21 protein-coding genes and 1 tRNA gene are annotated in these 21,964 nt (G+C 67.0%); 17 read left to right on the forward strand and 5 right to left on the reverse strand.

The genetic code is table 11. The annotated features are described in order from the left end of the window. The first annotated feature begins 13 nt into the window (after nucleotides 1–13). The 3 genes from B0W80_RS23510 (at nucleotide 14) to rapZ (ending at nucleotide 3,547) form a co-directional block, all read left to right on the forward strand. Nucleotides 14–907 carry an NAD kinase gene (locus B0W80_RS23510; RefSeq protein ID WP_077001585.1) on the forward strand — a complete coding sequence of 298 codons (894 nt, stop codon included), beginning with the start codon at nucleotides 14–16 and terminating at the stop codon, nucleotides 905–907. An 82-nt stretch (nucleotides 908–989) separates the two neighbouring features. Continuing rightward, on the forward strand, nucleotides 990–2,672 hold the full coding sequence (gene recN, locus B0W80_RS23515) for a DNA repair protein RecN (RefSeq protein WP_077001586.1): 1,683 nt from the start codon (nucleotides 990–992) through the stop codon (nucleotides 2,670–2,672). Further along, complete coding sequence (gene rapZ, locus B0W80_RS23520) at nucleotides 2,669–3,547, forward strand: RNase adapter RapZ (RefSeq protein WP_077001587.1); 879 nt, start codon at nucleotides 2,669–2,671, stop codon at nucleotides 3,545–3,547. The genes recN and rapZ overlap by 4 nt, the downstream gene beginning before the upstream one ends. Here rapZ and mutY read toward each other — a convergent pair whose 3' ends face one another. From mutY to mutM, 3 genes are all read right to left on the reverse strand, one after another. Beyond that, a complete protein-coding gene (gene mutY / locus B0W80_RS23525) occupies nucleotides 3,548–4,585 on the reverse strand; it encodes an A/G-specific adenine glycosylase (protein WP_373038998.1) in 1,038 nt (345 codons plus the stop codon). It abuts the gene before it with no gap. A gap of 25 nt (nucleotides 4,586–4,610) precedes the next feature. After that, nucleotides 4,611–6,572 carry a dynamin family protein gene (locus tag B0W80_RS23530; protein ID WP_077001588.1) on the reverse strand — a complete coding sequence of 654 codons (1,962 nt, stop codon included), beginning with the start codon at nucleotides 6,570–6,572 and terminating at the stop codon, nucleotides 4,611–4,613. Nucleotides 6,573–6,644: 72 nt separating this feature from the next. Further along, nucleotides 6,645–7,460: a bifunctional DNA-formamidopyrimidine glycosylase/DNA-(apurinic or apyrimidinic site) lyase gene (mutM, locus tag B0W80_RS23535; RefSeq protein WP_077001589.1), complete on the reverse strand. Its 816-nt coding sequence runs from the start codon at nucleotides 7,458–7,460 to the stop codon at nucleotides 6,645–6,647. An 81-nt stretch (nucleotides 7,461–7,541) separates the two neighbouring features. Between mutM and B0W80_RS23540 the strand changes: the two genes are divergently transcribed. From B0W80_RS23540 to B0W80_RS23575, 8 genes are all read left to right on the forward strand, one after another. After that, nucleotides 7,542–9,368 carry a tetratricopeptide repeat protein gene (locus B0W80_RS23540; RefSeq protein ID WP_077001590.1) on the forward strand — a complete coding sequence of 609 codons (1,827 nt, stop codon included), beginning with the start codon at nucleotides 7,542–7,544 and terminating at the stop codon, nucleotides 9,366–9,368. Then, complete coding sequence (locus tag B0W80_RS23545) at nucleotides 9,365–9,862, forward strand: lipoprotein insertase outer membrane protein LolB (protein ID WP_077001591.1); 498 nt, start codon at nucleotides 9,365–9,367, stop codon at nucleotides 9,860–9,862. The genes B0W80_RS23540 and B0W80_RS23545 overlap by 4 nt, the downstream gene beginning before the upstream one ends. After that, nucleotides 9,859–10,722 (forward strand): 4-(cytidine 5'-diphospho)-2-C-methyl-D-erythritol kinase, encoded by an 864-nt coding sequence (gene ispE, locus B0W80_RS23550; protein WP_077001592.1) that lies wholly within the window; start codon nucleotides 9,859–9,861, stop codon nucleotides 10,720–10,722. The genes B0W80_RS23545 and ispE overlap by 4 nt, the downstream gene beginning before the upstream one ends. Nucleotides 10,723–10,790: 68 nt before the next feature. Then, a tRNA-Gln gene (locus B0W80_RS23555) sits at nucleotides 10,791–10,867 on the forward strand. 68 nt (nucleotides 10,868–10,935) lie between these two features. Then, nucleotides 10,936–11,910 carry a ribose-phosphate pyrophosphokinase gene (locus B0W80_RS23560; RefSeq protein ID WP_077001593.1) on the forward strand — a complete coding sequence of 325 codons (975 nt, stop codon included), beginning with the start codon at nucleotides 10,936–10,938 and terminating at the stop codon, nucleotides 11,908–11,910. 94 nt (nucleotides 11,911–12,004) lie between these two features. Continuing rightward, nucleotides 12,005–12,658: a 50S ribosomal protein L25/general stress protein Ctc gene (locus tag B0W80_RS23565; RefSeq protein WP_077001594.1), complete on the forward strand. Its 654-nt coding sequence runs from the start codon at nucleotides 12,005–12,007 to the stop codon at nucleotides 12,656–12,658. 118 nt (nucleotides 12,659–12,776) lie between these two features. Then, nucleotides 12,777–13,409 (forward strand): aminoacyl-tRNA hydrolase, encoded by a 633-nt coding sequence (gene pth / locus B0W80_RS23570; protein ID WP_077001595.1) that lies wholly within the window; start codon nucleotides 12,777–12,779, stop codon nucleotides 13,407–13,409. Between the two features lie 28 nt (nucleotides 13,410–13,437). Beyond that, nucleotides 13,438–13,896: a hypothetical protein gene (locus tag B0W80_RS23575; RefSeq protein WP_077001596.1), complete on the forward strand. Its 459-nt coding sequence runs from the start codon at nucleotides 13,438–13,440 to the stop codon at nucleotides 13,894–13,896. Here the strand turns inward: B0W80_RS23575 and B0W80_RS23580 are convergent. Continuing rightward, on the reverse strand, nucleotides 13,893–14,186 hold the full coding sequence (locus B0W80_RS23580; RefSeq protein ID WP_077001597.1) for a YfhL family 4Fe-4S dicluster ferredoxin: 294 nt from the start codon (nucleotides 14,184–14,186) through the stop codon (nucleotides 13,893–13,895). The two genes, B0W80_RS23575 and B0W80_RS23580, sit on opposite strands and share 4 nt — an antisense overlap. A 62-nt stretch (nucleotides 14,187–14,248) precedes the next feature. Between B0W80_RS23580 and B0W80_RS23585 the strand changes: the two genes are divergently transcribed. The 6 genes from B0W80_RS23585 to B0W80_RS23610 all read left to right on the forward strand — a co-directional run bounded on the left by B0W80_RS23585 (nucleotide 14,249) and on the right by B0W80_RS23610 (nucleotide 20,969). Then, the gene (locus B0W80_RS23585; protein WP_077001598.1) at nucleotides 14,249–15,199 is read left to right on the forward strand and encodes an ABC transporter permease; all 951 of its coding nucleotides are present in this window, start codon (nucleotides 14,249–14,251) and stop codon (nucleotides 15,197–15,199) included. Between the two features lie 31 nt (nucleotides 15,200–15,230). Beyond that, on the forward strand, nucleotides 15,231–16,112 hold the full coding sequence (locus tag B0W80_RS23590; RefSeq protein WP_077001599.1) for an ABC transporter permease: 882 nt from the start codon (nucleotides 15,231–15,233) through the stop codon (nucleotides 16,110–16,112). Between the two features lie 18 nt (nucleotides 16,113–16,130). Continuing rightward, nucleotides 16,131–17,117 carry an ABC transporter ATP-binding protein gene (locus B0W80_RS23595; protein ID WP_077001600.1) on the forward strand — a complete coding sequence of 329 codons (987 nt, stop codon included), beginning with the start codon at nucleotides 16,131–16,133 and terminating at the stop codon, nucleotides 17,115–17,117. Continuing rightward, a complete protein-coding gene (locus B0W80_RS23600; protein WP_077001601.1) occupies nucleotides 17,114–17,917 on the forward strand; it encodes an ATP-binding cassette domain-containing protein in 804 nt (267 codons plus the stop codon). The genes B0W80_RS23595 and B0W80_RS23600 overlap by 4 nt, the downstream gene beginning before the upstream one ends. 155 nt (nucleotides 17,918–18,072) lie before the next feature. Continuing rightward, the gene (locus B0W80_RS23605) at nucleotides 18,073–19,566 is read left to right on the forward strand and encodes an ABC transporter substrate-binding protein (protein WP_077001602.1); all 1,494 of its coding nucleotides are present in this window, start codon (nucleotides 18,073–18,075) and stop codon (nucleotides 19,564–19,566) included. Further along, the gene (locus B0W80_RS23610) at nucleotides 19,563–20,969 is read left to right on the forward strand and encodes an amidase (RefSeq protein WP_373039005.1); all 1,407 of its coding nucleotides are present in this window, start codon (nucleotides 19,563–19,565) and stop codon (nucleotides 20,967–20,969) included. The genes B0W80_RS23605 and B0W80_RS23610 overlap by 4 nt, the downstream gene beginning before the upstream one ends. Before the next feature lie 51 nt (nucleotides 20,970–21,020). Here B0W80_RS23610 and B0W80_RS23615 read toward each other — a convergent pair whose 3' ends face one another. After that, nucleotides 21,021–21,890, reverse strand: coding sequence for a LysR family transcriptional regulator (locus B0W80_RS23615; protein ID WP_077001603.1), 870 nt, complete (start codon nucleotides 21,888–21,890; stop codon nucleotides 21,021–21,023). Nucleotides 21,891–21,964: the final 74 nt, after the last annotated feature.

The following is a 21,964-nucleotide window of genomic DNA, read 5'->3' on the forward strand; positions in this document are numbered from 1 at the left end:
TTGTAATTTGCGAATGACATCCAGCTTCCGGCGCGTGGCTTTGATCGGCAAGTACCAAGCCACGGGTGCGCGCGTGCAGGTCGGTGTGCCGGACGAGGTCATGGACGACATCGGCGCCTTCCTCGAATCGCAGGGCTGCGAGGTCTGTCTGGAGCAGTCCTCTGCCAGCGCGGCTCACCCCCGCTACGCAATCTTGTCCGTGGAAGAGATCGGCCGGCAATGTGACCTGGGGCTGGTCGTTGGTGGCGACGGCACGATGCTCGGCATCGGGCGACAGTTGGCGTGCTACGGCTTGCCGCTCATCGGAATCAACCGTGGCCGGCTCGGCTTCATCACCGACATCTCTCTCAATGACTACCGGACGGCGCTGACGGCCATGCTCGCCGGCGAGTTCGAAGAAGATCATCGCAGCCTGATGGAGGCCAAGGTCATGCGCAACGGCGCATCGGTCTTCAACGCATTGGCCATGAACGATGTGGTGGTCAACCGCGGCGCGACGTCGGGCATGGTCGAGCTACGCGTTTCCGTGGGTCATCATTTCGTTGCCAACCACCGTGCCGACGGCATCATCGTCGCGTCGCCTACCGGCTCAACCGCCTACGCGCTCTCGGCCGGCGGCCCGCTGATGCACCCCGCGGTGCCGGGCTGGGTCATGGTTCCGATCGCGCCGCATTCGCTGTCCAACCGACCGATCCTGCTCCCCGACGCCGACGAAATCTCGATCGAGCTCGTGAGCGGCCGAGACGCCAGCGCCAATTTCGACATGCAGTCGCTGGCCTCGCTGGCCATCGGCGACCAGGTGGTGGTCCGGCGATCCGAATTTCGCGTGCGCTTCCTCCATCCTCGTGGTTGGAGCTATTTCGACACGCTGCGAAAAAAACTGCACTGGAACGAAGGAGGTTCCTGATCCATGAGCCCGCACGCCCGACCTGTCCACCGCCCGCCCCAGGTGCGCTCGGAGCCACCGGCTCACTCCGGCGGGCATTGACATGGCATTGCGTCGCATCGCCTTGCGCGATTTCGTGATCGTGCGCGCGCTCGAACTCGACTTGGCTTCGGGCTTCACTGTGCTGACCGGTGAAACGGGCGCCGGCAAGTCGATTCTGATCGATGCCCTCCAACTCGCGCTGGGCAGCCGAGCGGACACCGGCGCCGTGCGCGAAGGCGCAGACCGCCTGGACGTCAGTGCCGAATTCGATGCCGATCCGGATCTGGCCGCCTGGCTGGACGATGGCGGCTTCGAGGCCGGCGATGCGCTGCTGCTGCGCCGCACGGTCGACCTGCAGGGACGCAGCCGCGGCTGGATCAACGGCAGCCCCGCCACCGCTGCGCAATTGCGCGAGCTGGGCGACCGGCTGCTGGACATCCATGGGCAGCATGCGTGGCAAAGCCTGACGCGTCCAGAGGCCGTTCGCGGACTGCTCGATGCATACGCCGGCACGGACGACGATGCACTCGGAGAGACCTGGCAGGCGTGGCGCCAAGCCATCGCCACGCTCGAAAGGGCTCGCTCGGCGCAAGACTCGTTGCAGCGAGAGCGCGAGCGCCTCCAATGGCAAGTCGGCGAGGTCATCAAGTTGGCCCCGGGCGCGGATGAATGGGAAGAACTGTCGGCCTCCCATACGCGAATCTCCAATGCCCAGGCATTGATCGATGCCGCGGAAGGCGCGTCCAGTGCGCTGGAGGACGACGAGGGCGGCGCGCTCGCGGCGCTGAGCCGCGCCGTCGCACTGTTGCAGAACTGCGAACACATCGAGCCTGCTTTCAAGGATCTCGGCGAGGTGCTGGCCTCGAGCGTGGCTCAGGCCTCCGACGCCGCACATTCGCTGCATGGCTACCTGCGCCAGGCCGACACCGACCCGCAGCGGCTTGCCGAACTCGACGAGCGCATGGGCCTCTGGATGTCGCTCGCGCGCCGCTACAAACGACAGCCTGCCGAGTTGCCTTCGTTGCTCGCCGGATGGCAGTCGGAATTGCAGGCACTGGACGCACAAAGCGACCTCGAGGCACTGGAGCGCAGCGAGCAGGCAGCCCGACAGGCCTACCTGAAGGAAGCGCGGGCGCTGGGCAAGGCTCGCAAGCAAGCCGCTCCGCGGCTGGCCCAGGCCGTGACCCAAGCGATGCAAGGGCTTGGCATGCAGGGAGGCCGCTTCGAGGTCACCCTGGAAGCCATGCCCGAGCCGGCCCGGCACGGATTGGAAGAAGTTGCCTTCCTGGTCGCAGGCCATCCCGGCAGCACGCCACGGCCGATCGGCAAGGTGGCTTCGGGCGGCGAGCTGTCGCGCATCGCACTGGCGATCGCCGTCACCACCAGCCAGCTGGGCACCGCGCAGACGCTGATCTTCGACGAAGTGGACGCAGGGGTCGGGGGCGCCGTGGCGGAGACGGTCGGGCGCCTGATGAATCAATTGGGGCGCGACCGCCAAGTGCTGGCCGTCACCCATCTGCCGCAGGTGGCGGCCTGCGCCGATCACCACTTGCTGGTCGCCAAGCATCAGACAGGCGCGAAAAATCGCGACGACATCCGCACCGAAAGCAAAGTGTCAGCGCTCGACGACGACAGCCGCGCAAGGGAAATCGCCCGCATGCTGGGCGGCGAGCGCGTCTCGCAGACGTCGCTGGCGCATGCGCGCGAGATGCTGGGCAAGAAGTCGGTGGAGGTGGTGCGATGAGCCTCGAACTCGTGCTGATCACCGGTATGTCCGGCTCCGGCAAGTCGGTCGCATTGCATGCACTCGAAGACGCGGGCTACTACTGCGTCGACAACTTGCCGCCCGAACTCTTGACACCCTTCATCGCGCTGCAACGGGAGCGGCAGGCAGAGCGGGTGGCCATCGCCATGGACGTTCGCAGCGGCGTATCACTGCCGCTGGTGCCGCAGCAGCTCGAATTGTTGCGCCGTGAAGGCGTGTCCCTGCGCTCGCTGTTTCTGGACTCGACCACCGACGCGCTCGTCCGCCGCTATTCGGAGACGAGGCGCCGCCATCCGCTGTCCCGCCATGATGGCCGCACCGACGCGCCCGAACAGCAGCGTGTTCTTGTGCAAGCTATCGAACTCGAACGCGAGCTGCTCGCCGAACTTCGCGACGGCGCCGACGTGATCGACACCAGCCTGATCAGGCCGGCGCAGTTGCAGAGTTACATCAAGGCATTGATCGCTGCGCCCGAGAGTTCGCTCACGCTGGTTTTCGAATCCTTCGCCTTCAAGCGCGGCGTGCCGCTCGATGCGGACTACGTGTTCGATGTGCGCATGCTGCCCAACCCGCACTACGTGCCCACTCTGCGACCTCTGACGGGCCGGGATGCGCCGGTGATCGAATGGCTGCGACAGCACGACGACGTCGCCCGCATGTATGGCGACATCGAGCAGTTCTTGCAGCGCTGGCTCGACGCGTTGGCGCGCGACCATCGCAGCTATGTCACGGTGGCGATCGGCTGCACCGGCGGGCAGCACCGTTCGGTGTTCCTGGTGGAGCAGCTTGCACGCGGCTTCGGCGCGCACTGGACTGCCCTCAAGCGCCACCGCGAACTCGACGCGCTGGGCTGATCAGCTTTCAACCGACAGCAGTTTGCGAACCGGGGCCGGCAGCCCGAGCGAAATCCAATCGGCTGCACGGTACCAGCCGCCCGTTTCGGTCGGCGACTGACAGCCTTCACACTCGACGGACACCGGATGCAGGTGCAGATCCTTATGGGTCAGCACGTGGACGAAAGCATGACCGTCGTGCGCCGTCAGGCGCGCTTCCGGCGCCAACTGGTCCAGCAGCAAGCTCCGGCTCTCGTAGACCGGCAGGCAATAGAGTCCGGCCCAGATGCCGCGCGAGGGACGCTTCTCGAGCCAGATTCGGCCCTCTCGGTCACGCGCCTTCAGCATCCAAAGCGACTGCGCGGTGCGCCGCAGCTTGCGTGACTTGACGGGATAACGCTCCGGTTCGCCTTTACGCCGCGCCTCGCACAGGTCGCTAACCGGGCAGATGATGCAACTGGGCTTGCGGGGAAGACAGACAGTAGCGCCGAGGTCCATCACACCTTGGGTGTAGGCCACCATGTCGGCGCTTTGCGCCTCGGCCGGCAGTAGTTCCGTGGCCAAGGCCCACAGCGCCTTCTCTTGCGACGCGACGGCCAGATCGCCATCGAAGCCCAGCACCCGCGTCAGCACGCGCTTGACGTTGCCATCGAGGATGGCGACACGCTGCTCGAAACAGAAAGCCGCGATGGCCGCGGCTGTGGAGCGCCCGATGCCTGGCAGCGTTTGCAGTTCTTCGGCGGTGTTGGGAAAGGCGCCGCCGAAACGCGCAACCACCTCTTGCGCGCATCGATGCATGTTGCGAGCCCTGCTGTAGTAGCCCAGACCGCTCCACAAGCCGAACACTTCATCCTCGCTGCCGGCCGCCAGCGCCCGGACCGTCGGGAAGCGCGCCAAGAAACGGGAGAAGTAGCCCAGCACGGTCGAAACCTGGGTCTGCTGGAGCATCACCTCCGACAGCCAGACGCGATAGGGGTCACGGGTGTTCTGCCAAGGCAATTCGCTGCGCCCATGGCTGCGCTGCCACGCGACGACGCGCATCGCAAAGTCGAGCGGCAACGGCCGCTCCAACGTCGCCGCCGCGTCAGGCCGCACTGAGTTCGTTACGCGCCGCGGCCGCGTTGGGCGCTTCATTGCTCGTGAGCAGCGCGGTGAATTCGCGAAGGCGCACGTGCAGTTCGGCCAAGCCGCTTTCTTGCGCGGCAAGCTCGGCAAGACGCTCGTCGAGGTTGCCCGCGGCGCTCTGAATGCGCTCGACCGCCTCGATCCGCTTGGTGAAGTTGCGACGGCGCTCCTTGAGTTGCGCATCGAGCTGCGCACCCGCGCCTTTGCTCCAGCGCTCGACCTCGGTCATCGCGGCTTCGTTGACCACGCGCAGTCGGCTGGCGAGCGCGCGCACGAGCTTGTCGCAGAAATCCGGCTGGGCGAGCTTGAGCATGTTGCCGATGCCCAAGTAGTGGATGTGACTGCGTTCGATCTGGCTCAGCTGCTCCTGAAAACCGGCCAGGTCGGGCTCGGCCGGCGCCTGCAGCGCGAAACCATGCTCGGCGTTGAGCTGCCGGAAGGTCGCATGCAGCATCGACTGAATTTCGCCCGTGGTCGCCTGCACTTCGCGCAGGTTGTTGCGCAGGGCGTCGAACGTTTCGCCGTACATCTTGCGCACGTTGAACTTGATGCCCGGCCGCTTGAGCGACGCCGACAGGCGCGCCATGTCGGCTTTCAGGGCCGTGCTGCCCAAGACCGCATACACCTCGCGCAGCAGCTTGCCCTGCACCGAGCGCAGCGCCAGGATACGCGTATTGCTGCCCTCGAACTCGCTCTGTTCCTGCTCGATGCGCGTGCGCATGTGCCGGATGACCGAGACATTCTTGCCGCGCAGGCCTTGCAGTTCCAGCGCCTGCTCCGACAGATCGCGTTGGCGCACCTTGAGGATGCGCGCGGCCTCAGCCTGCAACGACGCAATACCCGAATCGACAGCCAGGCGCAGCATGCGCTCGCGCTTGCCGAGAAGCCCTTCGCCTAGCACGGCTTCGAGTGCGGGCAAACGACTGGCCTGCAACAGCGGCACGTCGCGACGGATCTTGGCTTGAAGGCCCTTTTGGGCGGACACCGGCAGCACCTGCGTCAGTGGCACGCCCAGCAGTTCGGCGGCGCCCTTGCGCTGACGCTGGATCTGGGCATCGATCTGGGCGGGCGTGCTCAGCGTGTCCCACATGGTGTCGATCTTGTTCAGCACCACGATGCGCGTCTCGCCAGGGTCGCCCTCGGTGATGAGGTGCTCGCGCCAGATGGCCAGGTCGGAGCGGGTCACGCCCGTGTCGGCGCCCAGGATGAAGACCACGGCATGGGCCTGGGGGATCAGGCTCACGGTCAGTTCAGGCTCGGCGCCGATCGCGTTGAGGCCAGGCGTGTCGAGGATGACCAGCCCCTGCTCGAGCAGCGGGTGCGGCATGTTGAGCAGGGCATGGCGCCAGCGCGGAATCTCGACCTGCCCTTCGGCATCCTTCACCGGATTGTCTTCGGGCGATTCGTCGCTCCAGAAGCCCAGCGAGCGCGCTTCTTCCACCGAGACACGCCGGACCTCGGCGACCTTGTTCATGGTCTGCGAGAGCTGCTCGGCATCCTCGACATCGATCGGAATCTCGGTCCAGCGCTCAAACTCGTCGCGCCAGTGCGTCAGTGAATGCGGCTCCAGCCTTGTCTCGATGGGCAACAGGCGCAGGCTGGGCAGGTAAGCCGCGTCGAACCCCAGCTCGGTCGGGCACATGGTCGTGCGACCCGCACTGGCCGGCATGATGCGTCGGCCATACGCAGCAAAGAAGATCGCGTTGATCAGCTCAGACTTGCCGCGCGAGAACTCGGCCACGAAGGCCACCATGACCTTGCTGGTGCGCATCTGCGACTCCAGCTCGCGCAGCCGCTCGGCGACGCTTTGGTCCATGAGCTCGTTCTCGTCCAGCCAGCGCGACAGCCACTTGAGCCGGTGCGCGAAGTTACGTCGCCAGGCGCCATGCTGGTCGAACTGCTGATTGAAGGAGCGAGTCAAGGGGTGTGTAAGGGTTGCTTACAAAATATTAGCACCCGGGGGGCGCTGGCAAGACAGTAGTCTGCCGGGCTTTCAGTACTTTTGACAGATTGGGCAGAAATATGTGGAGCGTTGGCCTTGCCTGATCTGGCGCACCGGGGTGGCGCACACCCTGCACGGCTCACCGGTGCGGCCATAGACGCTTGCCTCGAGCTGGAAGTAGCCGCTTTGTCCGTCGACGTGGGCGAAGTCCCGCAGCGTGCTACCGCCACGCTCGACCGCACGCGCCAGGATTTCCTGCACCGCCGAATGCAGGCGCACTGCGCGCGGACGACTGATTCGGGCCGCCGACAGGCTGGGTCGAATGCCGGCGAGGAACAATGCCTCGGACGCGTAGATGTTGCCGACGCCGACCACCACGTCGCCTGCCAACAGCACCTGTTTGATAGGGGCCTTGCGGCGGCGCAAGCCCTGGTAGAAGCGTTCGACGTCGAATGACGCCTCGAGCGGCTCCATGCCGAGGCCTCCGAGCAACTTCACCGCCGGCGGCGAGATCTCGCTCTCTGCGTAGACCACTGCGCCGAAACGACGGGGATCGTTGAGCCGCAGGGTGCCGCGACTGGTGACCAGGTCGAAATGGTCGTGGGGGCCGGGCGCGGGCAAGTCGAGGTCGAAGCGCAGGCTGCCCGACATGCCCAGGTGCATCAGCAGCAGGCCGTCGTCCAGGTCGACCAACAGGTACTTGCCGCGCCGGCGCACGGCGCGCACCGTGCGGCCAATCAGTGCTGCAGGGTCTGCGGCCAGCGTCCACCGAAGCGGTTTGCCAAGACGCACCGATTCGATGCGCGCTCCGGCGATGCGGTCGGCCAAGCCCAACCGTGTCACTTCAACTTCGGGTAATTCAGGCATGGAGAAAGGCTGACAGCAAATCAAGGCAGGACCGAAGCCCCCTGCGGCCATCGCTCGAAAGCCTTGGATTATTATGGCTCGATGACCCCCTCGCTCCGCCGATCCCGCCTCGCGGCGGCTGCGCTCCTGGCCATGATGACCATGGCCGCGCAGGCACAGCCCCAGTTGCCTGCGCCCGCCGAACCGACCAGCCCCGCGCCCATCATCGAACCGGCGGCGCCGCCTGCCACCACGCTTGCCGCCGCCGCGCCGCGCGAAGAGCCGGTCCGCCCTTCGGCGATGACCGCCGAGCTTTTCTACGAAGTGTTGATGGGCGAGCTCACTGCGCGCTCGGGCGACCCAGGTTCCGGCTACGCGCTGGTGCTGGATGCGGCACGGCGATCGCGTGACCCAAAACTTTTCCAGCGCGCGGTCGAGATCGCGCTGCAGGCGCGATCGGGCGACGCCGCACTGGCAGCCGCGCGGGCCTGGAAAGACATGCTCCCCGATTCGCGCGACGCGCGGCGTTTCGAACTGCAGATCCTGATTGCGCTGAACCGCATCAGCGAAACGGTCGAGCCGCTGCGAGCCGAACTGGCGGCCACGCCGCCGATGGAACGGCCCTTCCTGATGGCCGTGATCGCCCGCAACTACGCCCGTGCCACCGACAAGAAGCTGGCGGTGTCGGTGGTGGAGCAGGCGCTCGTCGACGATCTCAAGAGCCCGGCGACCGGCGGCGCCGCCTGGGCGACCGTCGGCCGGCTTCGGCTCGCGGCCGGCGACGCACCCGGCGCGCTTGAGGCGGCGCGCAAGGGCTACGAAATCGACCCGTCTGCCGACGGTCCGGCTCTGCTGGCGCTCGAACTGGTCGACCCCGCCCAGCCCGAGGCCGAGGCGTTGGTCAAGCGCTATCTGTCCGGAGCCAAGGTTCTCCCCGAGCTGCGCATTGCCTACGCACGCGTGCTGGTGGAGGGACGCCGCTACACCGATGCCACCACCGAGTTGGCCTCGCTGACCCAGTCCCGCCCCGAACTGCCCGAGCCGTGGCTTCTGCTGGGCAGCCTGCAAACGCAGGCCCGCCAAGACGCCGCGGCCGAGGCTTCGCTCAAGCGCTACATCGCGATGGCCGACACGCAGGCCGACAACCCGGAGGCGCGAAGCCGCGGCCAGGCGCAAGCCTTCATCCTGCTGGCGCAACTGGCGGAGCGTCGCAAGGACTTCGTGGGCGCCGAGCACTGGCTGTCTCGCATCGACAGCACCGAGGACCTCGTGGCCGCACAGACCCGGCGCGCCGCTCTGCTGGCACGCCAGGGCAAATTGCCCCAGGCACGCGAATTGGTGCGGAGCCTGCCCGAGCGCACCGAAGAAGACAAGAAGCAGAAGTTCCTGGCAGAAGTCCAATTGCTGCGCGACGCCAAGCAATACCAGGCCGCCTACGACATGCTGGCGCAGGCCAGTTCGGCCAAGCCCGAGGACACCGACCTCATCTACGACAAGGCGATGGTCGCCGAGAAGCTCAACCGTCTCGACGAGATGGAGCGACTGCTTCGCCGCCTGATCGAGCTCAAGCCCGACAACCAGAACGCCTACAACGCCCTCGGCTATTCGCTCGCCGATCGCAAGATCCGGCTGGACGAAGCGCGAACGCTGATCAAGAAGGCCGTGCAACTCGCGCCCGAAGATCCTTTCATCGCCGACAGTCTCGGCTGGGTCGAGTTCAGGCTCGGCAACACCGACGAGGCGATGCGCATCCTCGAAGCCGCCTACAAGCGCCGGCCCGATCCAGAAATCGGGGCGCATTTGGGCGAGGTGTTGTGGGCCAAGGGCCAGCGCGATCGCGCCATGTCGGTCTGGAAAGAAGCCTACCTGGCCGATGCGGACAACGAGACGCTGCAGGAAACGCTCAAGCGCCTGCGCGTGAAGCTTTGAAGCGTCGCCTGGTTTTCTGTGCCGGAGCGGCCGGGCTGCTTCTTGCGGCGGGCTGCGCGGCCCCGAGCGGCGGCGCCAAAGGGCCCGGCGAACCGGGCCAGGCCTGGAGCGGCAGGCTCGCGTTGCGCGTCGACAGTGAACCGGTGCAGACCTTCTCCGCCCTGTTCGAGCTGCGCGGCGACCCGCAAGCCGGCGAACTGATCCTGACCAGCCCGATCGGCAACACCTTGGCCCAGTTGCATTGGGCGCCGGGCGAGGCTCTGCTGAAAAATGGCAGCGAGACGAGGCGCTTCGACTCGGTCGACGCGCTGATCCAGGCAGCGACCGGCGCCGTCATTCCTGTCGGCGCCTTGTTCGGATGGTTGGCTGGCCGTGAAGTGAACGTTCCCGGTTGGCGCCCCGACCTCTCCCAATTGGGTGCCGGGCGACTCCAGGCCACGCGCGAATCCCCGCGTCCTCGCGCGGATCTGCGTATCGCGTTCGAGCGCGCATGAAGGCGATCTACGACCTCCCGGCACCGGCCAAGCTCAATCTCTTTTTGCACATCACCGGTCGGCGGGCGGATGGCTTCCACCTCTTGCAGTCCGTCTTCATGTTGATCGACTGGTGCGATACGCTGCATGTCGAGACGCGCGACGACGGCCTGCTTAGCCGCGAAGACCTGACCAGCCCCCTGCCGCCCGAAGACCTGGTGCTGCGCGCCGCTCGCGCGCTGCGGGCTGCGACCGGAACGCCGCTCGGCGCGCACATCGGCATCGTCAAGCGCGTGCCTTCGCAAGCCGGCATGGGCGGCGGCTCCTCGGACGCCGCGACGTGCTTGCTGGCGCTGAATCGGTTGTGGGATTTGCGGCTCCCGCTATCGAAACTGGAGCAGATCGGATTGACGCTGGGTGCCGACGTCCCCTTCTTCCTGCGCGGACGCAATGCCTGGGTCGAAGGCATCGGCGAGCAGATCACGCCGATCGAAGTGCCTCCTGCGCAGCTTGCCGTGGTCAAGCCGACCGAGGGCCTCGACACCCACCTCATTTTTTCGGCGCCCGACCTTCAGCGCGACACACCTGCTGCTATACTCTCGGGCTTTGCTGCACACGTTGCCGGCAACGATGACAAGGCCTCAGGTCTTGGCTTCGGTCGCAACGACCTGCAGCCGGTCGCAGAGAGACTCTGTCCCGCGGTCACCGATGCCATTCGATGGCTAGGCACCCAAGGACTCCAGGCTCGCATGACCGGCTCAGGCAGTTCGGTTTTCGCGGTCATGCCGCAGAACGCAGAGCTGGAACAGCCGCCCTCGGGCTGGCAGGTTCGCAAGTGCAGCAATCTGGGCTCACATCCCCTGGTGGGATGGGCGGCCTAGAAGATCAGACCACTTTTGTGGTTTGATGCGACGTATATCGGTGGGTGGCTCCGGCTGCCAACCTGTGTAGGGGAGTCGCCAAGCTGGTTAAGGCACTGGATTTTGATTCCAGCATGCAAAGGTTCGAATCCTTTCTCCCCTGCCAAATCCTCATCGTTCACGAGAGTAGTGGCGGCCCCTGACGGGCCATTTTTCATTTTTGCCGGGACGCTCATGCAGGCTCACCATCCTGATTTCATGGTTTTCACCGGCAATGCCAACCCGGGCCTTGCCGCCGAGATCGCGCAGAACCTGGGCACCTCGCTCGGCGCCGCACGCGTCGGCCGCTTCTCAGATGGCGAAGTCACCGTCGAGATCAACCAGAACGTCCGTGCCCGCGACGTCTTCGTGGTTCAGTCCACCTGCGCGCCGACCAACGAAAACCTGATGGAACTGCTCATCATGGTCGACGCGCTCAAGCGCGCTTCGGCCGAGCGCATCAGTGCGGTGATCCCCTACTACGGCTATGCCCGGCAAGATCGCCGCCCCCGCTCCAGCCGGGTGCCGATCTCGGCGAAGGTGGTCGCCAACTTGCTCGAAACCGTCGGTGTCGCCCGCGTGCTGACGATGGACCTGCACGCCGACCAGATCCAGGGCTTCTTCGACATCCCCGTCGACAACATCTACGCCTCGCCGGTGCTCCTGGGCGACCTGCGCCAGAAAAACTACGAAGATCTGATCGTGGTGTCGCCCGACGTGGGTGGCGTGGTGCGTGCCCGCGCGCTGGCCAAGCAACTCAACTGCGACCTCGCCATCATCGACAAGCGCCGTCCGCGCGCCAACGTGAGCGAAGTCATGCACGTGATCGGCGAAATCGACGGCCGCAACTGCGTGATCATGGACGACATGATCGACACCGCCGGCACCCTGGTGAAGGCCGCCGAGGTGCTCAAGGAACGCGGCGCCAAGAAGGTCTACGCCTACTGCACGCACCCCATCTTCTCTGGCCCTGCCATCGAGCGCATCGCCAAGGGCACCGCGCTCGACGAAGTGGTCGTCACCAACACGATTCCCCTCAACGACGGCGCGGTGGGCTGCACCAAGATCCGCCAGTTGTCGGTGGCACCGCTGATCGCCGAGACGATCCAGCGCATCGCCAAGGGCGAGTCGGTCATGAGTTTGTTCTCGGACCAGGAAAACCTCTTCTAGAGCCCTGGCCTGAGCAAAAAGCCGGGCGCCCTTCGCGGCGCCCTTTTCGAAACCGGAGTCGCACTGGTCGCGGTCGGCTCCCATAGGAGTAGTCATGAAATTCGTCGCTTTTGAGCGCGCCAAGCAGGGCACGGGTGCGAGCCGCCGTCTCCGCATCTCGGGCAAGACGCCCGGCATCGTTTATGGGGGCGACGGCCAGCCCCAGCTGATCGAACTCGATCACAACGCGCTGTGGCATGCCCTGAAAAAGGAAGCCTTCCACTCGTCGATCCTCGAGATGGAACTGGGCGGCAACGTCGCCAAGGTGCTCCTGCGCGACGTGCAGTACCACCCCTTCCGCCCGCTCGTGCAGCACGTGGACTTCCAACGCGTCGATGCACGTACCCGCATGACCGTGAAGGTGCCGCTGCACTTCAAGGGTGAAGAAGAATCCACCGCCGTCAAGCTGGACCACAACCTCGTGAACCACGTGATGACCGAACTCGAAGTCAGCTGCCTGCCGGCCGACCTTCCCGAGTTCATCGAGGTCGACCTCTCCAACCTGACGAAGAACGCCACCCTGCACGTCAACGACATCAAGCTGCCGAAGGGCTTGAAGTACGTGAGCCACGGCAAGGGCAACCCGGTCGTCGTGTCGGCCGTGGCCCCGCTGGTCGCCGAAGAAGCGCCTGCCGAAGGCGCTGCCGGTGAAGCCGCTGCCCCGGCTGCCGCGAAGGACGCCAAGGCTGCGCCCGCCAAGAAGAAGTAAATCGCTTCCTGCCATCGCGCCGACGGCCCGCCCTGTGCGGGCCGTTTCTTTTGGTGCAACGCAAGCCCATCATTCGCCCCTCCATAAGCGCCCCATACGCCCTCCATAATCCCGCCCCATGATCAAGTTGTTCGTCGGCCTCGGCAACCCGGGCCCGGAGTACGAAGCCACGCGGCACAACGCCGGCTTCTGGTGGATCGACGCGCTCGCGCGCGATCGCAAGCTCACCCTGGCGCCGGAGCGCAGCTACCACGGGCTGGTCGCCCGCATGCAGATGGGCGGGCAGCCGGTGTGGCTGCTGGAGCCGCAGACCTTCATGAACCTGTCCGGGAAATCGGTGGCCGCCCTCGCGCGCTTCTTCAAGATCGAGCCGCACGAGATCCTGGTGGTGCACGACGAACTCGACGTCGTGCCCGGCCAGGCCAAGCTCAAGCGAGGCGGCAGCCATGCAGGCCACAACGGCCTGCGCGACATCCACGCGCAGCTCGGCACCGCCGACTACTGGCGTCTGCGCCTGGGCATCGGCCACCCGGGCGTCAAGTCCGAAGTGGTGAGCTGGGTGCTCAAGAAGCCGTTGAAAGAACAACGCGAGGCGATCGAGGACGCGATCGTCCGCACGCTGCATGCCTTCCCGGCCTTGGTCGCGGGCGAGATGGACAAGGCGACCTTGCTGATTCACACCAGCAAGCCGCCGCGCCCCAAACCGCCGCGTCGGGAGCCGGGTGAAGGCGCACCGCCCGCTCCGGACTGAGCGGATTCACCTGAAGGGAGAAGGAAGAATGAAGAACCAAGCCACTCGCATCGCCATCCTGCCCATCGCGGTCTGCGTCCTGTGGGCGTCCACGGCCGCGAACGGCACGACCGCATGGCGTTGCGGCAGCAACTACTCCGACCGGCCCTGCGAAGACGGCAAGCCGCTCGCCGTCGGCGACACCCGCGACCCGGCGCAGAAGCGCGAAGCCGATCGCGCGACGCGCGAGGCGCAGTCCGCTGCCGACCGTATGGAACGAGAGCGCCTCAAGCTCGAAAAGGCGCAGGCCAAGCGTCAGCCCGTGCTCATCGACAGCCGGCCTCCGGCACCGAGGCCCGAGCCTGTCGCCATCGCCGCGAACAAAAAGAAGAAGGGCCAAGCCGATCCGGGCTACTTCAGCGCCCACGACCCGGTGGCGACGGCCAAGAAGAAGGCTGAAAAAGCCGCGGACAAGTCCGCATCGCGCCGCGGCAGCGACAAGAGCTAGGCCTGCGCGGCCGCGGGCGGCTGGCCCTCTGCCGCTGCGGCCTTGGCCGCAGCCAGCCGCTCGAACTTCTGCCACAAGGTCTCGCGCGTCTCGACGTGTTCGGGATTCGTGGGAATGCAGGCCACCGGGCACACCTGCACGCACTGCGGTTCGTCGAAGTGGCCCACGCACTCGGTGCACTTGCGCGGGTCGATCTCGTAGATCTCCTCGCCCATGTAGATGGCGTCGTTGGGGCACTCCGGCTCGCAGACGTCGCAGTTGATGCATTCGTCGGTGATCATCAGGGCCATGCCGCGATTATCCGTTGCGGGCATGCTCATTGCGTCTGTCGGGTTATGCTGCGCCCCGCCCCATGAGCCTCTTTCTGTTCAAGCGCTTCGTCACGCTGATCGCGACCCTGATCGGCGCCTCGGTCATCGTCTTCCTCGTGCTCGAGATCCTGCCCGGCAACGCCGCGCAGATGCTCATGGGCCCCGACGCATCCCCCGACGCCGTCGCGGCCCTGGCGGCCAAGCTGGGCCTCGACCAGCCCGCATGGACTCGCTACTGGCATTGGATCGGCGGCCTGCTCACCGGCGACCTCGGCGACAGCTACGCCTACAGCTCGCCGGTGGTCGAACTGATCTTGGAGCGCCTGGCACTGACCGTTCCGCTGGCGCTGCTCGCGATGGCCTTCACCACGGTGCTGGCCCTGCTCGTGGGCGTGACGGCCGCGGCCCGCCACAACAAGCTCGGTGATGTCGGCCTCATGGGCCTGACGCAGGTCGGCATCGCGATCCCCAATTTCTGGTTCGCCATCCTGCTGATCCTGGTCTTTTCGGTGCAGCTTCAGTGGTTCTCGGCCGGCGGATTCGAGGGCTGGGGCGAAGGCATCCTGCCCGGCCTCAAGGCCCTGCTCCTGCCCGCGCTCTCCTTGGCGGTGGTGCAGGCCGCCATCCTCGCGCGCATCACGCGCTCGGCCGTGCTCGAAGTCATGCGCGAGGACTTCGTTCGCACCGCGCGCGCCAAGGGCGTCACCCAACGCGCCGTGCTCTGGACCCACGTGCTGCGCAACGCGATGATCCCCGTCATCACCGTGATGGGCATGCAGTTCTCCGAACTGCTGGCCGGCACCATCGTGGTGGAGAACGTCTTCTACCTGCCCGGCCTCGGCCGCCTGATCTTCCAGGCCATCAGCAACCGCGACCTGATCGTGGTGCGCAACTGCGTGATGCTGCTCGCGGCCATGGTGGTCATCGTCAATTTCGTCGTCGACGTGCTCTATGCCGTCATCGATCCGCGGATCAAGGCCTCCGACATATGAGACCCATCGGCTTTTCAGACCGGCGACCGCCATGAGCGCCGTGCCCGCACAAGTCCCGAGCGCCGCGGCCTTCAAGGTGCCCGGCTTCTGGCGCCGCGCGCTGCACCATCGCAGCTTCGTCATCGGCGCCGCGCTCACGCTTCTGCTGATCCTCGCCGCCGCCATCTCGCTGGTGTGGACCCCGTGGTCCCCCTACGAAATGAACATCGCCGGCAAGCTCAAGCCACCGACGGCCGCGCACTGGCTGGGCACCGACACCTTCGGGCGCGACGTGGCCTCGCTGCTGCTGGTGGGCGCACGCGCGTCCATCCTGGTGGGGCTCATCGCCGTCGGCATCGGCCTGCTCGTGGGCACGGCGCTGGGCCTGCTGGCGGCCGCCAAGCGCGGCTGGGTCGAAGAAGCCATCATGCGATTCGCCGACTTCTCGATGGCCTTTCCCGCGATCCTGTCGGCCATCATGCTCACCGCGGTATTCGGCGCCGGCATCGTCAACGCGATCATCGCGATCGGCATCTACAACATCCCGACCTTCGCGCGCATCACGCGGGCCTCGGCCAATGCGATCTGGTCGCGCGAGTACGTGGCCGCAGCACGGGCCTGCGGCAAGGGCGCCTTCGCGATCACGATGCAGCACGTGCTGCCCAACATCTCGGCCGTGCTGATCGTGCAGTCGACCATCCGCTTCGCGATCGCCATCCTGGCCGAGGCCGCCCTGTCCTACCTGGGCCTCGGCACACAGCCGCCGCAACCGTCGTGGGGCCGCATGCTGAGCGAGGCGCAGACCATGATGTTCCAGGCGCCGCTGCTGGCCGTGTTCCCCGGCATGGCCATCGCATTGGCCGTGCTCGGCCTCAACCTGCTGGGCGACGGCCTGCGCGACCTGCTCGATCCGCGCCTCGCCCGCGCCCGCTGACCCATTCCCGCCCCGCCCATGCCCCTGCTCGAAGTCGACGACCTCCACGTGCAACTGCAGACGCAGCGCGGGCCCGCCGAGGCGGTGCGCGGCATCGGCTTCACGCTCGAGCGCGGGGAAACGCTGGGCATCGTCGGCGAATCCGGCTGCGGCAAGTCGATCACCGTGCAGTCGCTGATGGGCCTGCTGCCGGCCACCGCCAAGGTGACGGGCAGCATCCGTTTCGACGGCACCGAGCTCGTCGGCCTGCCCGAGCGCGCGATGTGCGCGCTGCGCGGCGACCGCATCGGCATGATCTTCCAGGAGCCGATGACGGCACTGAACCCGGTCCACACCATCGCACGCCAGGTCGGCGAGCCGCTGCGGCTGCACCGCGGGCTGTCGCGCGCCCAGGCACGCAAGGAAGCGCTCGCCCTGCTCGATCGCGTCGGCATTCCGGACGCAGCGACGCGCCTCGACGCCTATCCCCACCAGTTTTCGGGCGGCCAGCGCCAGCGCATCGGCATCGCCATGGCGCTCGCCTGCGGGCCCGACCTGCTGATCGCCGACGAGCCCACCACCGCGCTCGACGTCACCATCCAGAAGCAGATCCTCGAGCTGATCCAGGGCCTGGTGGCCGAACGCGGCATGGCACTGATATTGATCTCGCACGACCTGGGCGTGATCGCCCAGAACGTGTCGAAGATGCTGGTGATGTACGGCGGCAGCGTGGTCGAAAGCGGCCCGACCACAGCCGTGTTCGCGGAGCGCGCCCACCCGTACACCCAGGGCCTTTTCGCCGCGCGGCCCGCGCTGGGTGCCGCCAAGGGCGCGAAACTCGCCACCATCCGCGGCAGCGTGCCCGAACTGGTCGACCTGCCTGCCGGCTGCCCCTTCGCCGGTCGGTGCAGCCTTACCATCGACGGCTGCCACACCACGCGGCCCCCAGCCACGCCGATGCCGCACGGCCACGAGGTGCGCTGCATCCGCCTGGGCGAAGCGATCGCGCAGGAGGTCGCGGCATGAGCGTCCTGCTCGAAGTCGACGGCCTGGTGCGCCACTACCAGCTGCCACGCGAGCGCCTGTTCGGGCCGCCGCCGACGGTGAAGGCGCTCAACGGTGTCAGCTTCGCCCTCGAGGCCGGCCGCAGCCTGGGCATCGTCGGCGAATCGGGTTCGGGCAAGTCGACCATCGCGCGCCTGGTCATGGCGCTCGACACGCCGACCGCCGGCACCGTGAAGCTGCTCGGCCGCGATCTTCATGCCCTGCCCCGGGACGAACTGCGCGCTGCGCGCCGCGACCTGCAGATGGTGTTCCAGGACCCGTACGGCTCCCTCGATCCGCGCCAGACCGTCGCCCGCATCGTCGCCGAGCCGCTGGAAGCACTGGCCCAAAGCAGCCGCGCCGAGCAGCGCGAGCGTGCCGGCGAATCGCTCGCCGCCGTGGGCCTGCGCACCAGCGATCTCGACAAATACCCGCACGAGTTCTCCGGCGGCCAGCGCCAGCGCATCGCGATCGCCCGCGCCCTCATCACCCGGCCCAAGCTGATCGTGGCCGACGAGCCGGTGAGCGCGCTCGATGTCTCGGTGCAGGCCCAGGTGCTCAACCTGATGCAGGAGCTGCAGCAGAAGTTCGGCATCAGCTACCTGCTGATCAGCCACGACCTGGCGGTGGTCAACCACCTGTGCGACGAAGTCTGCGTGCTGCACCGCGGCCTGGTGGTCGAGCGCGGCGCGCCGCAACAGCTCTTCGCACATGCCGAGCATCCCTACACCCAGGCATTGCTGGCGGCCGTGCCGCGTGCGGAGCCCGCGGGTGCCGAATGAGCCGCCGACCTGCTTCTGCGGGCGATGCCGCGGCCGTTGGCGTAACCCTGTGCAATGCCCAAGTGCTTGTCCCGAGCCAGCCGGCCCGCGGATGATGTAACGTCATATGTCGTCATTTGTCTTCCTTCCAACAGTCCCAGCCCGGAGTTCCGACCATGTTTAGACGTCGCACCCTTCTGACCACTGCCGCGCTCGCCACCGTGCCGCTCGCCCTGCCACAGGCGGCCCTGGCCCAGAGCCGCAAAGACGCCCTGGTGATCGGCATGACGCTCGAGCCGCCGGGCCTGGACCCGACTACCGGTGCGGCATCGGCCATCGCGGAAATCACGCACTACAACATCTACGAGACGCTGACCAAGATCAATTCCGACGGCAAGGTCACGCCGCTGCTGGCCGAGAGCTGGGAGGTCTCGCCCGACCTCAAGACCTACACCTTCAAGCTGCGCCGCGGCGTGAAGTTCCAGAACGGCGAGCCCTTCAATGCGCAGGCCGTCAAGTTCTCCTTCGACCGCGCCGGCGCCGAGAAGAGCACCAACAAGGACAAACGTACCTTCGCGAACCTCAGCACGCAGGTGGTCGACGAGAACACCGTGGTGCTGATCAACAAGGAGATCGACCCCGACCTGCCCTTCCTGCTCGGCCAGGCGACCGCGATCATCGTCGAGCCCAAGAGCGCCGACAGCAACGCCACCAAGCCGGTGGGCACCGGCCCGTACAAGCTCGACAACTGGTCCAAGGGCTCCTCGGTGGTCGTGAGCAAGTGGGACGGCTACCGCAACCCGGCCGAAGCCAAGCTGCGCCGCGTCACCTTCCGCTTCATCTCCGACACCGCCGCGCAGGCCGCCGCGCTGATGGCCGGCGACGTCGACGTGTTCAAGCCGATCGGCACGCGCGCCGTGGCGCAGTTCAAGAACAACCCGCAGTTCCAGGTCATCCAGGGCGGCTCGCGCGCCAAGACCATCCTGGCGATCAACAGCAAGAAGAAGCCGCTCAGCGACGTGCGCGTGCGCCGCGCCATCCTCGCCGCGATCGACCGCAAGGCCGTGATCGAAGGCGCCGCCGACGGCTTCGGCACGCCCATCGGCAGCCACTACGTGCCCGGCGCGCCCGGCTACGTCGACACGACCGCCATCAACCCCTACGACGTCGAGAAGGCCAAGAAGCTGCTGGCCGAAGCCGGCGTGAAGACGCCGCTCGAACTCACGATGACCCTGCCGCCGCCGCCCTACGCGCGCCAGGGCGGCGAGGTGATCGCGGCCGAGCTGGCCAAGATCGGCATCACCGTGAAGATCCAGAACGTCGAGTGGGCGCAGTGGCTCAGCAACACCTATGGCGGCTCGCACGACTACGACCTCAGCATCGTGTCGCACGTGGAGCCCTTCGACCTGGGCAACTACGCCAAGCCCGACTACTACTGGGGCTACGACTCCAAGGAGTTCACGGCGCTCTACGACAAGATCAAGACCACCGCCAACGCGGCCGAGCGCAACAAGCTGCTGGGCGATGCCCAGAAGCTGCTGGCCACCGACGCGGCCAACGGATTCCTGTATCAACCCCAGTTCCCCAGCGTCGCCAAGAAGGGCGTCAAGGGGCTCTGGAAGGAAAGCCCGATCTTCGTCAACGACCTCGCGGCGCTGTCCTGGTTGTGAGCACGCCGCTGCACGACCTCTCCGCACAGGCGCTCGTCGGCGCCTACCGCGACGGGAACCTGTCCCCGGTCGAGGTCACGCAGGCGGTGCTCGACCACATCGCGCGCTGGGAACCGCAGCTGCAGGCCACCTGGCTGCTGCGGCCCGAGGCGGCGATCGAGCAGGCGCGCGCCTCCGAGGCGCGCTGGCGCCGCGGCGAGCCGCTGGGGCCCATCGACGGCGTGCCGACCACCATCAAGGAGAACATCGCCACGCAAGGCGACCCGATGCCGGCCGGCACGGCTGCCGTCGAGTTGCGGCCGGCCACGGCCGACGCACCGCCGGCGGCGCGCCTGAAGGAAGCCGGCGCGGTGGTCGTCTCCAAGACCACCATGCCCGACTACGGCATGTTGTCCTCGGGACTCTCGAGCTTTCACCGGCTCGCACGCAACCCCTGGGACCTTTCGAAGACGCCGGGCGGTTCCAGCGCGGGCGCGGGCGCGGCAGCAGCCGCCGGCTACGGGCCGCTGCACGTGGGCACCGACATCGGCGGTTCGCTGCGGCTTCCAGCGGCCTGGTGCGGCATCTTCACGCTCAAGCCCAGCCTAGGCCGGATACCGATCGACCCGCCCTACATGGGCCGCGCCGCCGGGCCGATGACGCGCAGCGTCGCCGACGCCGCGCTCATGATGCAGGTGCTGGCCCGGCCCGACGCGCGCGACAGCATGAGCCTGCCGGCCGAGGCGATCGACTGGACGGCCTTCGATGCCGGCACCGAGCGCCTGCGCGGCCTGCGCATCGGCCTGCTGCTCGATGCGGGCTGCGGCCTGCCCGTCGAGCCCGAGATCCGCTCGGCGGTCGAACTGGCCGCCAGGCTGTTCGAGCGCGCCGGCGCCGTCGTCGAGCCGCTGCGGCCCTTCATGACGCAGGCCATGCTCGACGGCATGGATCACTTCTGGCGCATGCGGTCCATGGTGGACATCAACGCGCTGCCGGCCGAGCGACGTGCCAAGGTGCTGCCGTACATCCGCGAATGGGCCGAGAGCGCGGCGGGCTTCGGCGGCGAACACGTTTTCCGCGGCTTCAGCCAGTTCCACGCGACGCGCCTGGCGGCCGTCGCGGCCTGCGCGCCCTTCGACTACGTGATCTCCCCGGTGTCGCCAAACATGCCGGTGGACGCCGAGTTGCCCTCGCCGACCAACGACCCGTTGCGACCCCTGGAACACATCGGTTTCACCGTGCCGTTCAACATGTCGGAGCAGCCGGCGGCGTCCATCAACTGCGGCTACAGCAGTGGCGGCCTGCCGATCGGGCTGCAGGTCGCGGGGCATCGCTTCGATGACCTGGGCGTGTTGCAGGTCGCGCGCGCCTTCGAGTTGATCCGCGAAGCGCAGCGGCCCTGGCCGCAACCGCCGAGCGCCTGAGGCCTGGTTCGGTCATCCGACCATTTCGCCGTTCTACGGCTGGGTGCGGCCTCAGGCGAATTGCGAGGCCAAGACCTCGCGCGCCCGCGTGACGAACGCGGTTTCGCCGCGGCGCGGCGGCAGCAAGTGAAAGGCCACCCGCAGCAGTGCGGGCAGCCCGTGCGGCGGCGCCAGACGTGACACACCCTCGCTCAGCGCCGATTCGTTGAGGCAAGCCACGCCGAGGCCGGCCGCCAACGCGGATTGCAACCCGGCCACCCCCGAGGCCACATGGGCCACGGTGTGAGGCACCTGCCGCCGGCGCAGCAGGTCCACAGTGAATTGATGCAGCGAGCAGGTGTCGGGCAACACCAGCAAGCGCAAGGGCTGGCCGCGCACCACCTGCACGCCGTCCGCTGCCATCCAGGCCAGCGACTCGCGGCGCAGCACGGGCGACTTCGCCTGTGCCTTGTCGCCCTGCCCCAGCAGGCGCATCGACAGGCCGACGTCGAACTGGCCTTGCGCATAGCCCGCTTCGATCTGGCCGCTCTTCAGCACGCTCACGTGCAAGCGCACGTGAGGGTAGCGCTCGCCCAGCCGCGCGAGCAGGCGTGCCAGTTCGCCGGGCCGGAAGTAGTCGGTGACGGCCAGCCGCAGCTCGCCTTCGAGGCTCTCGCCACGCAGGTCGCGAAGGGCCTCGTCGACCAGGGCCAGCAGGCGCTGCGCATGCGCCAGCAGCCGTGCGCCGGCAACCGTCGGCACCACGCCGGCCTTGCTGCGGCTCAGCAGCGACTGGCCGGTGCGTTCTTCGAGCTTGCGCATCTGTTCGCTGACGGCCGATTGCGAGAGAAAGACCTGCGGCGCGGCGGCGGTGAGGCTACCGGCTTCGATCACCGCAACGAAGGTCCGGAGCTGCTCCATGTCGAGCGTGTTCGTGGCCATACCTGTTCCATCCATTCGATCAATCGATGACATCCATCATATCTTCCCGCTTTTCGGATGGATACGCGGCGCCC

Origin of the sequence: Variovorax sp. KK3 (assembly GCF_001984055.1) — a bacterium.
GTDB lineage: Bacteria > Pseudomonadota > Gammaproteobacteria > Burkholderiales > Burkholderiaceae_C > Variovorax.

Coding starts and splice junctions, on each gene's coding strand:
- B0W80_RS23560 (WP_077001593.1), top strand. CDS start 10,936: ATGCAGGCTCACCATCCTGATTTCATGGTTTTCACCGGCAATGCCAAC.
- B0W80_RS23565 (WP_077001594.1), top strand. CDS start 12,005: ATGAAATTCGTCGCTTTTGAGCGCGCCAAGCAGGGCACGGGTGCGAGC.
- B0W80_RS23575 (WP_077001596.1), top strand. CDS start 13,438: ATGAAGAACCAAGCCACTCGCATCGCCATCCTGCCCATCGCGGTCTGC.
- B0W80_RS23605 (WP_077001602.1), top strand. CDS start 18,073: ATGTTTAGACGTCGCACCCTTCTGACCACTGCCGCGCTCGCCACCGTG.
- B0W80_RS23595 (WP_077001600.1), top strand. CDS start 16,131: ATGCCCCTGCTCGAAGTCGACGACCTCCACGTGCAACTGCAGACGCAG.
- B0W80_RS23580 (WP_077001597.1), bottom strand. CDS start 14,186: ATGGCCCTGATGATCACCGACGAATGCATCAACTGCGACGTCTGCGAG.
- B0W80_RS23585 (WP_077001598.1), top strand. CDS start 14,249: ATGAGCCTCTTTCTGTTCAAGCGCTTCGTCACGCTGATCGCGACCCTG.
- ispE (WP_077001592.1), top strand. CDS start 9,859: ATGAAGGCGATCTACGACCTCCCGGCACCGGCCAAGCTCAATCTCTTT.
- B0W80_RS23510 (WP_077001585.1), top strand. CDS start 14: ATGACATCCAGCTTCCGGCGCGTGGCTTTGATCGGCAAGTACCAAGCC.
- B0W80_RS23590 (WP_077001599.1), top strand. CDS start 15,231: ATGAGCGCCGTGCCCGCACAAGTCCCGAGCGCCGCGGCCTTCAAGGTG.
- recN (WP_077001586.1), top strand. CDS start 990: ATGGCATTGCGTCGCATCGCCTTGCGCGATTTCGTGATCGTGCGCGCG.
- rapZ (WP_077001587.1), top strand. CDS start 2,669: ATGAGCCTCGAACTCGTGCTGATCACCGGTATGTCCGGCTCCGGCAAG.
- B0W80_RS23600 (WP_077001601.1), top strand. CDS start 17,114: ATGAGCGTCCTGCTCGAAGTCGACGGCCTGGTGCGCCACTACCAGCTG.
- B0W80_RS23540 (WP_077001590.1), top strand. CDS start 7,542: ATGACCCCCTCGCTCCGCCGATCCCGCCTCGCGGCGGCTGCGCTCCTG.
- B0W80_RS23615 (WP_077001603.1), bottom strand. CDS start 21,890: ATGGCCACGAACACGCTCGACATGGAGCAGCTCCGGACCTTCGTTGCG.
- mutM (WP_077001589.1), bottom strand. CDS start 7,460: ATGCCTGAATTACCCGAAGTTGAAGTGACACGGTTGGGCTTGGCCGAC.
- pth (WP_077001595.1), top strand. CDS start 12,777: ATGATCAAGTTGTTCGTCGGCCTCGGCAACCCGGGCCCGGAGTACGAA.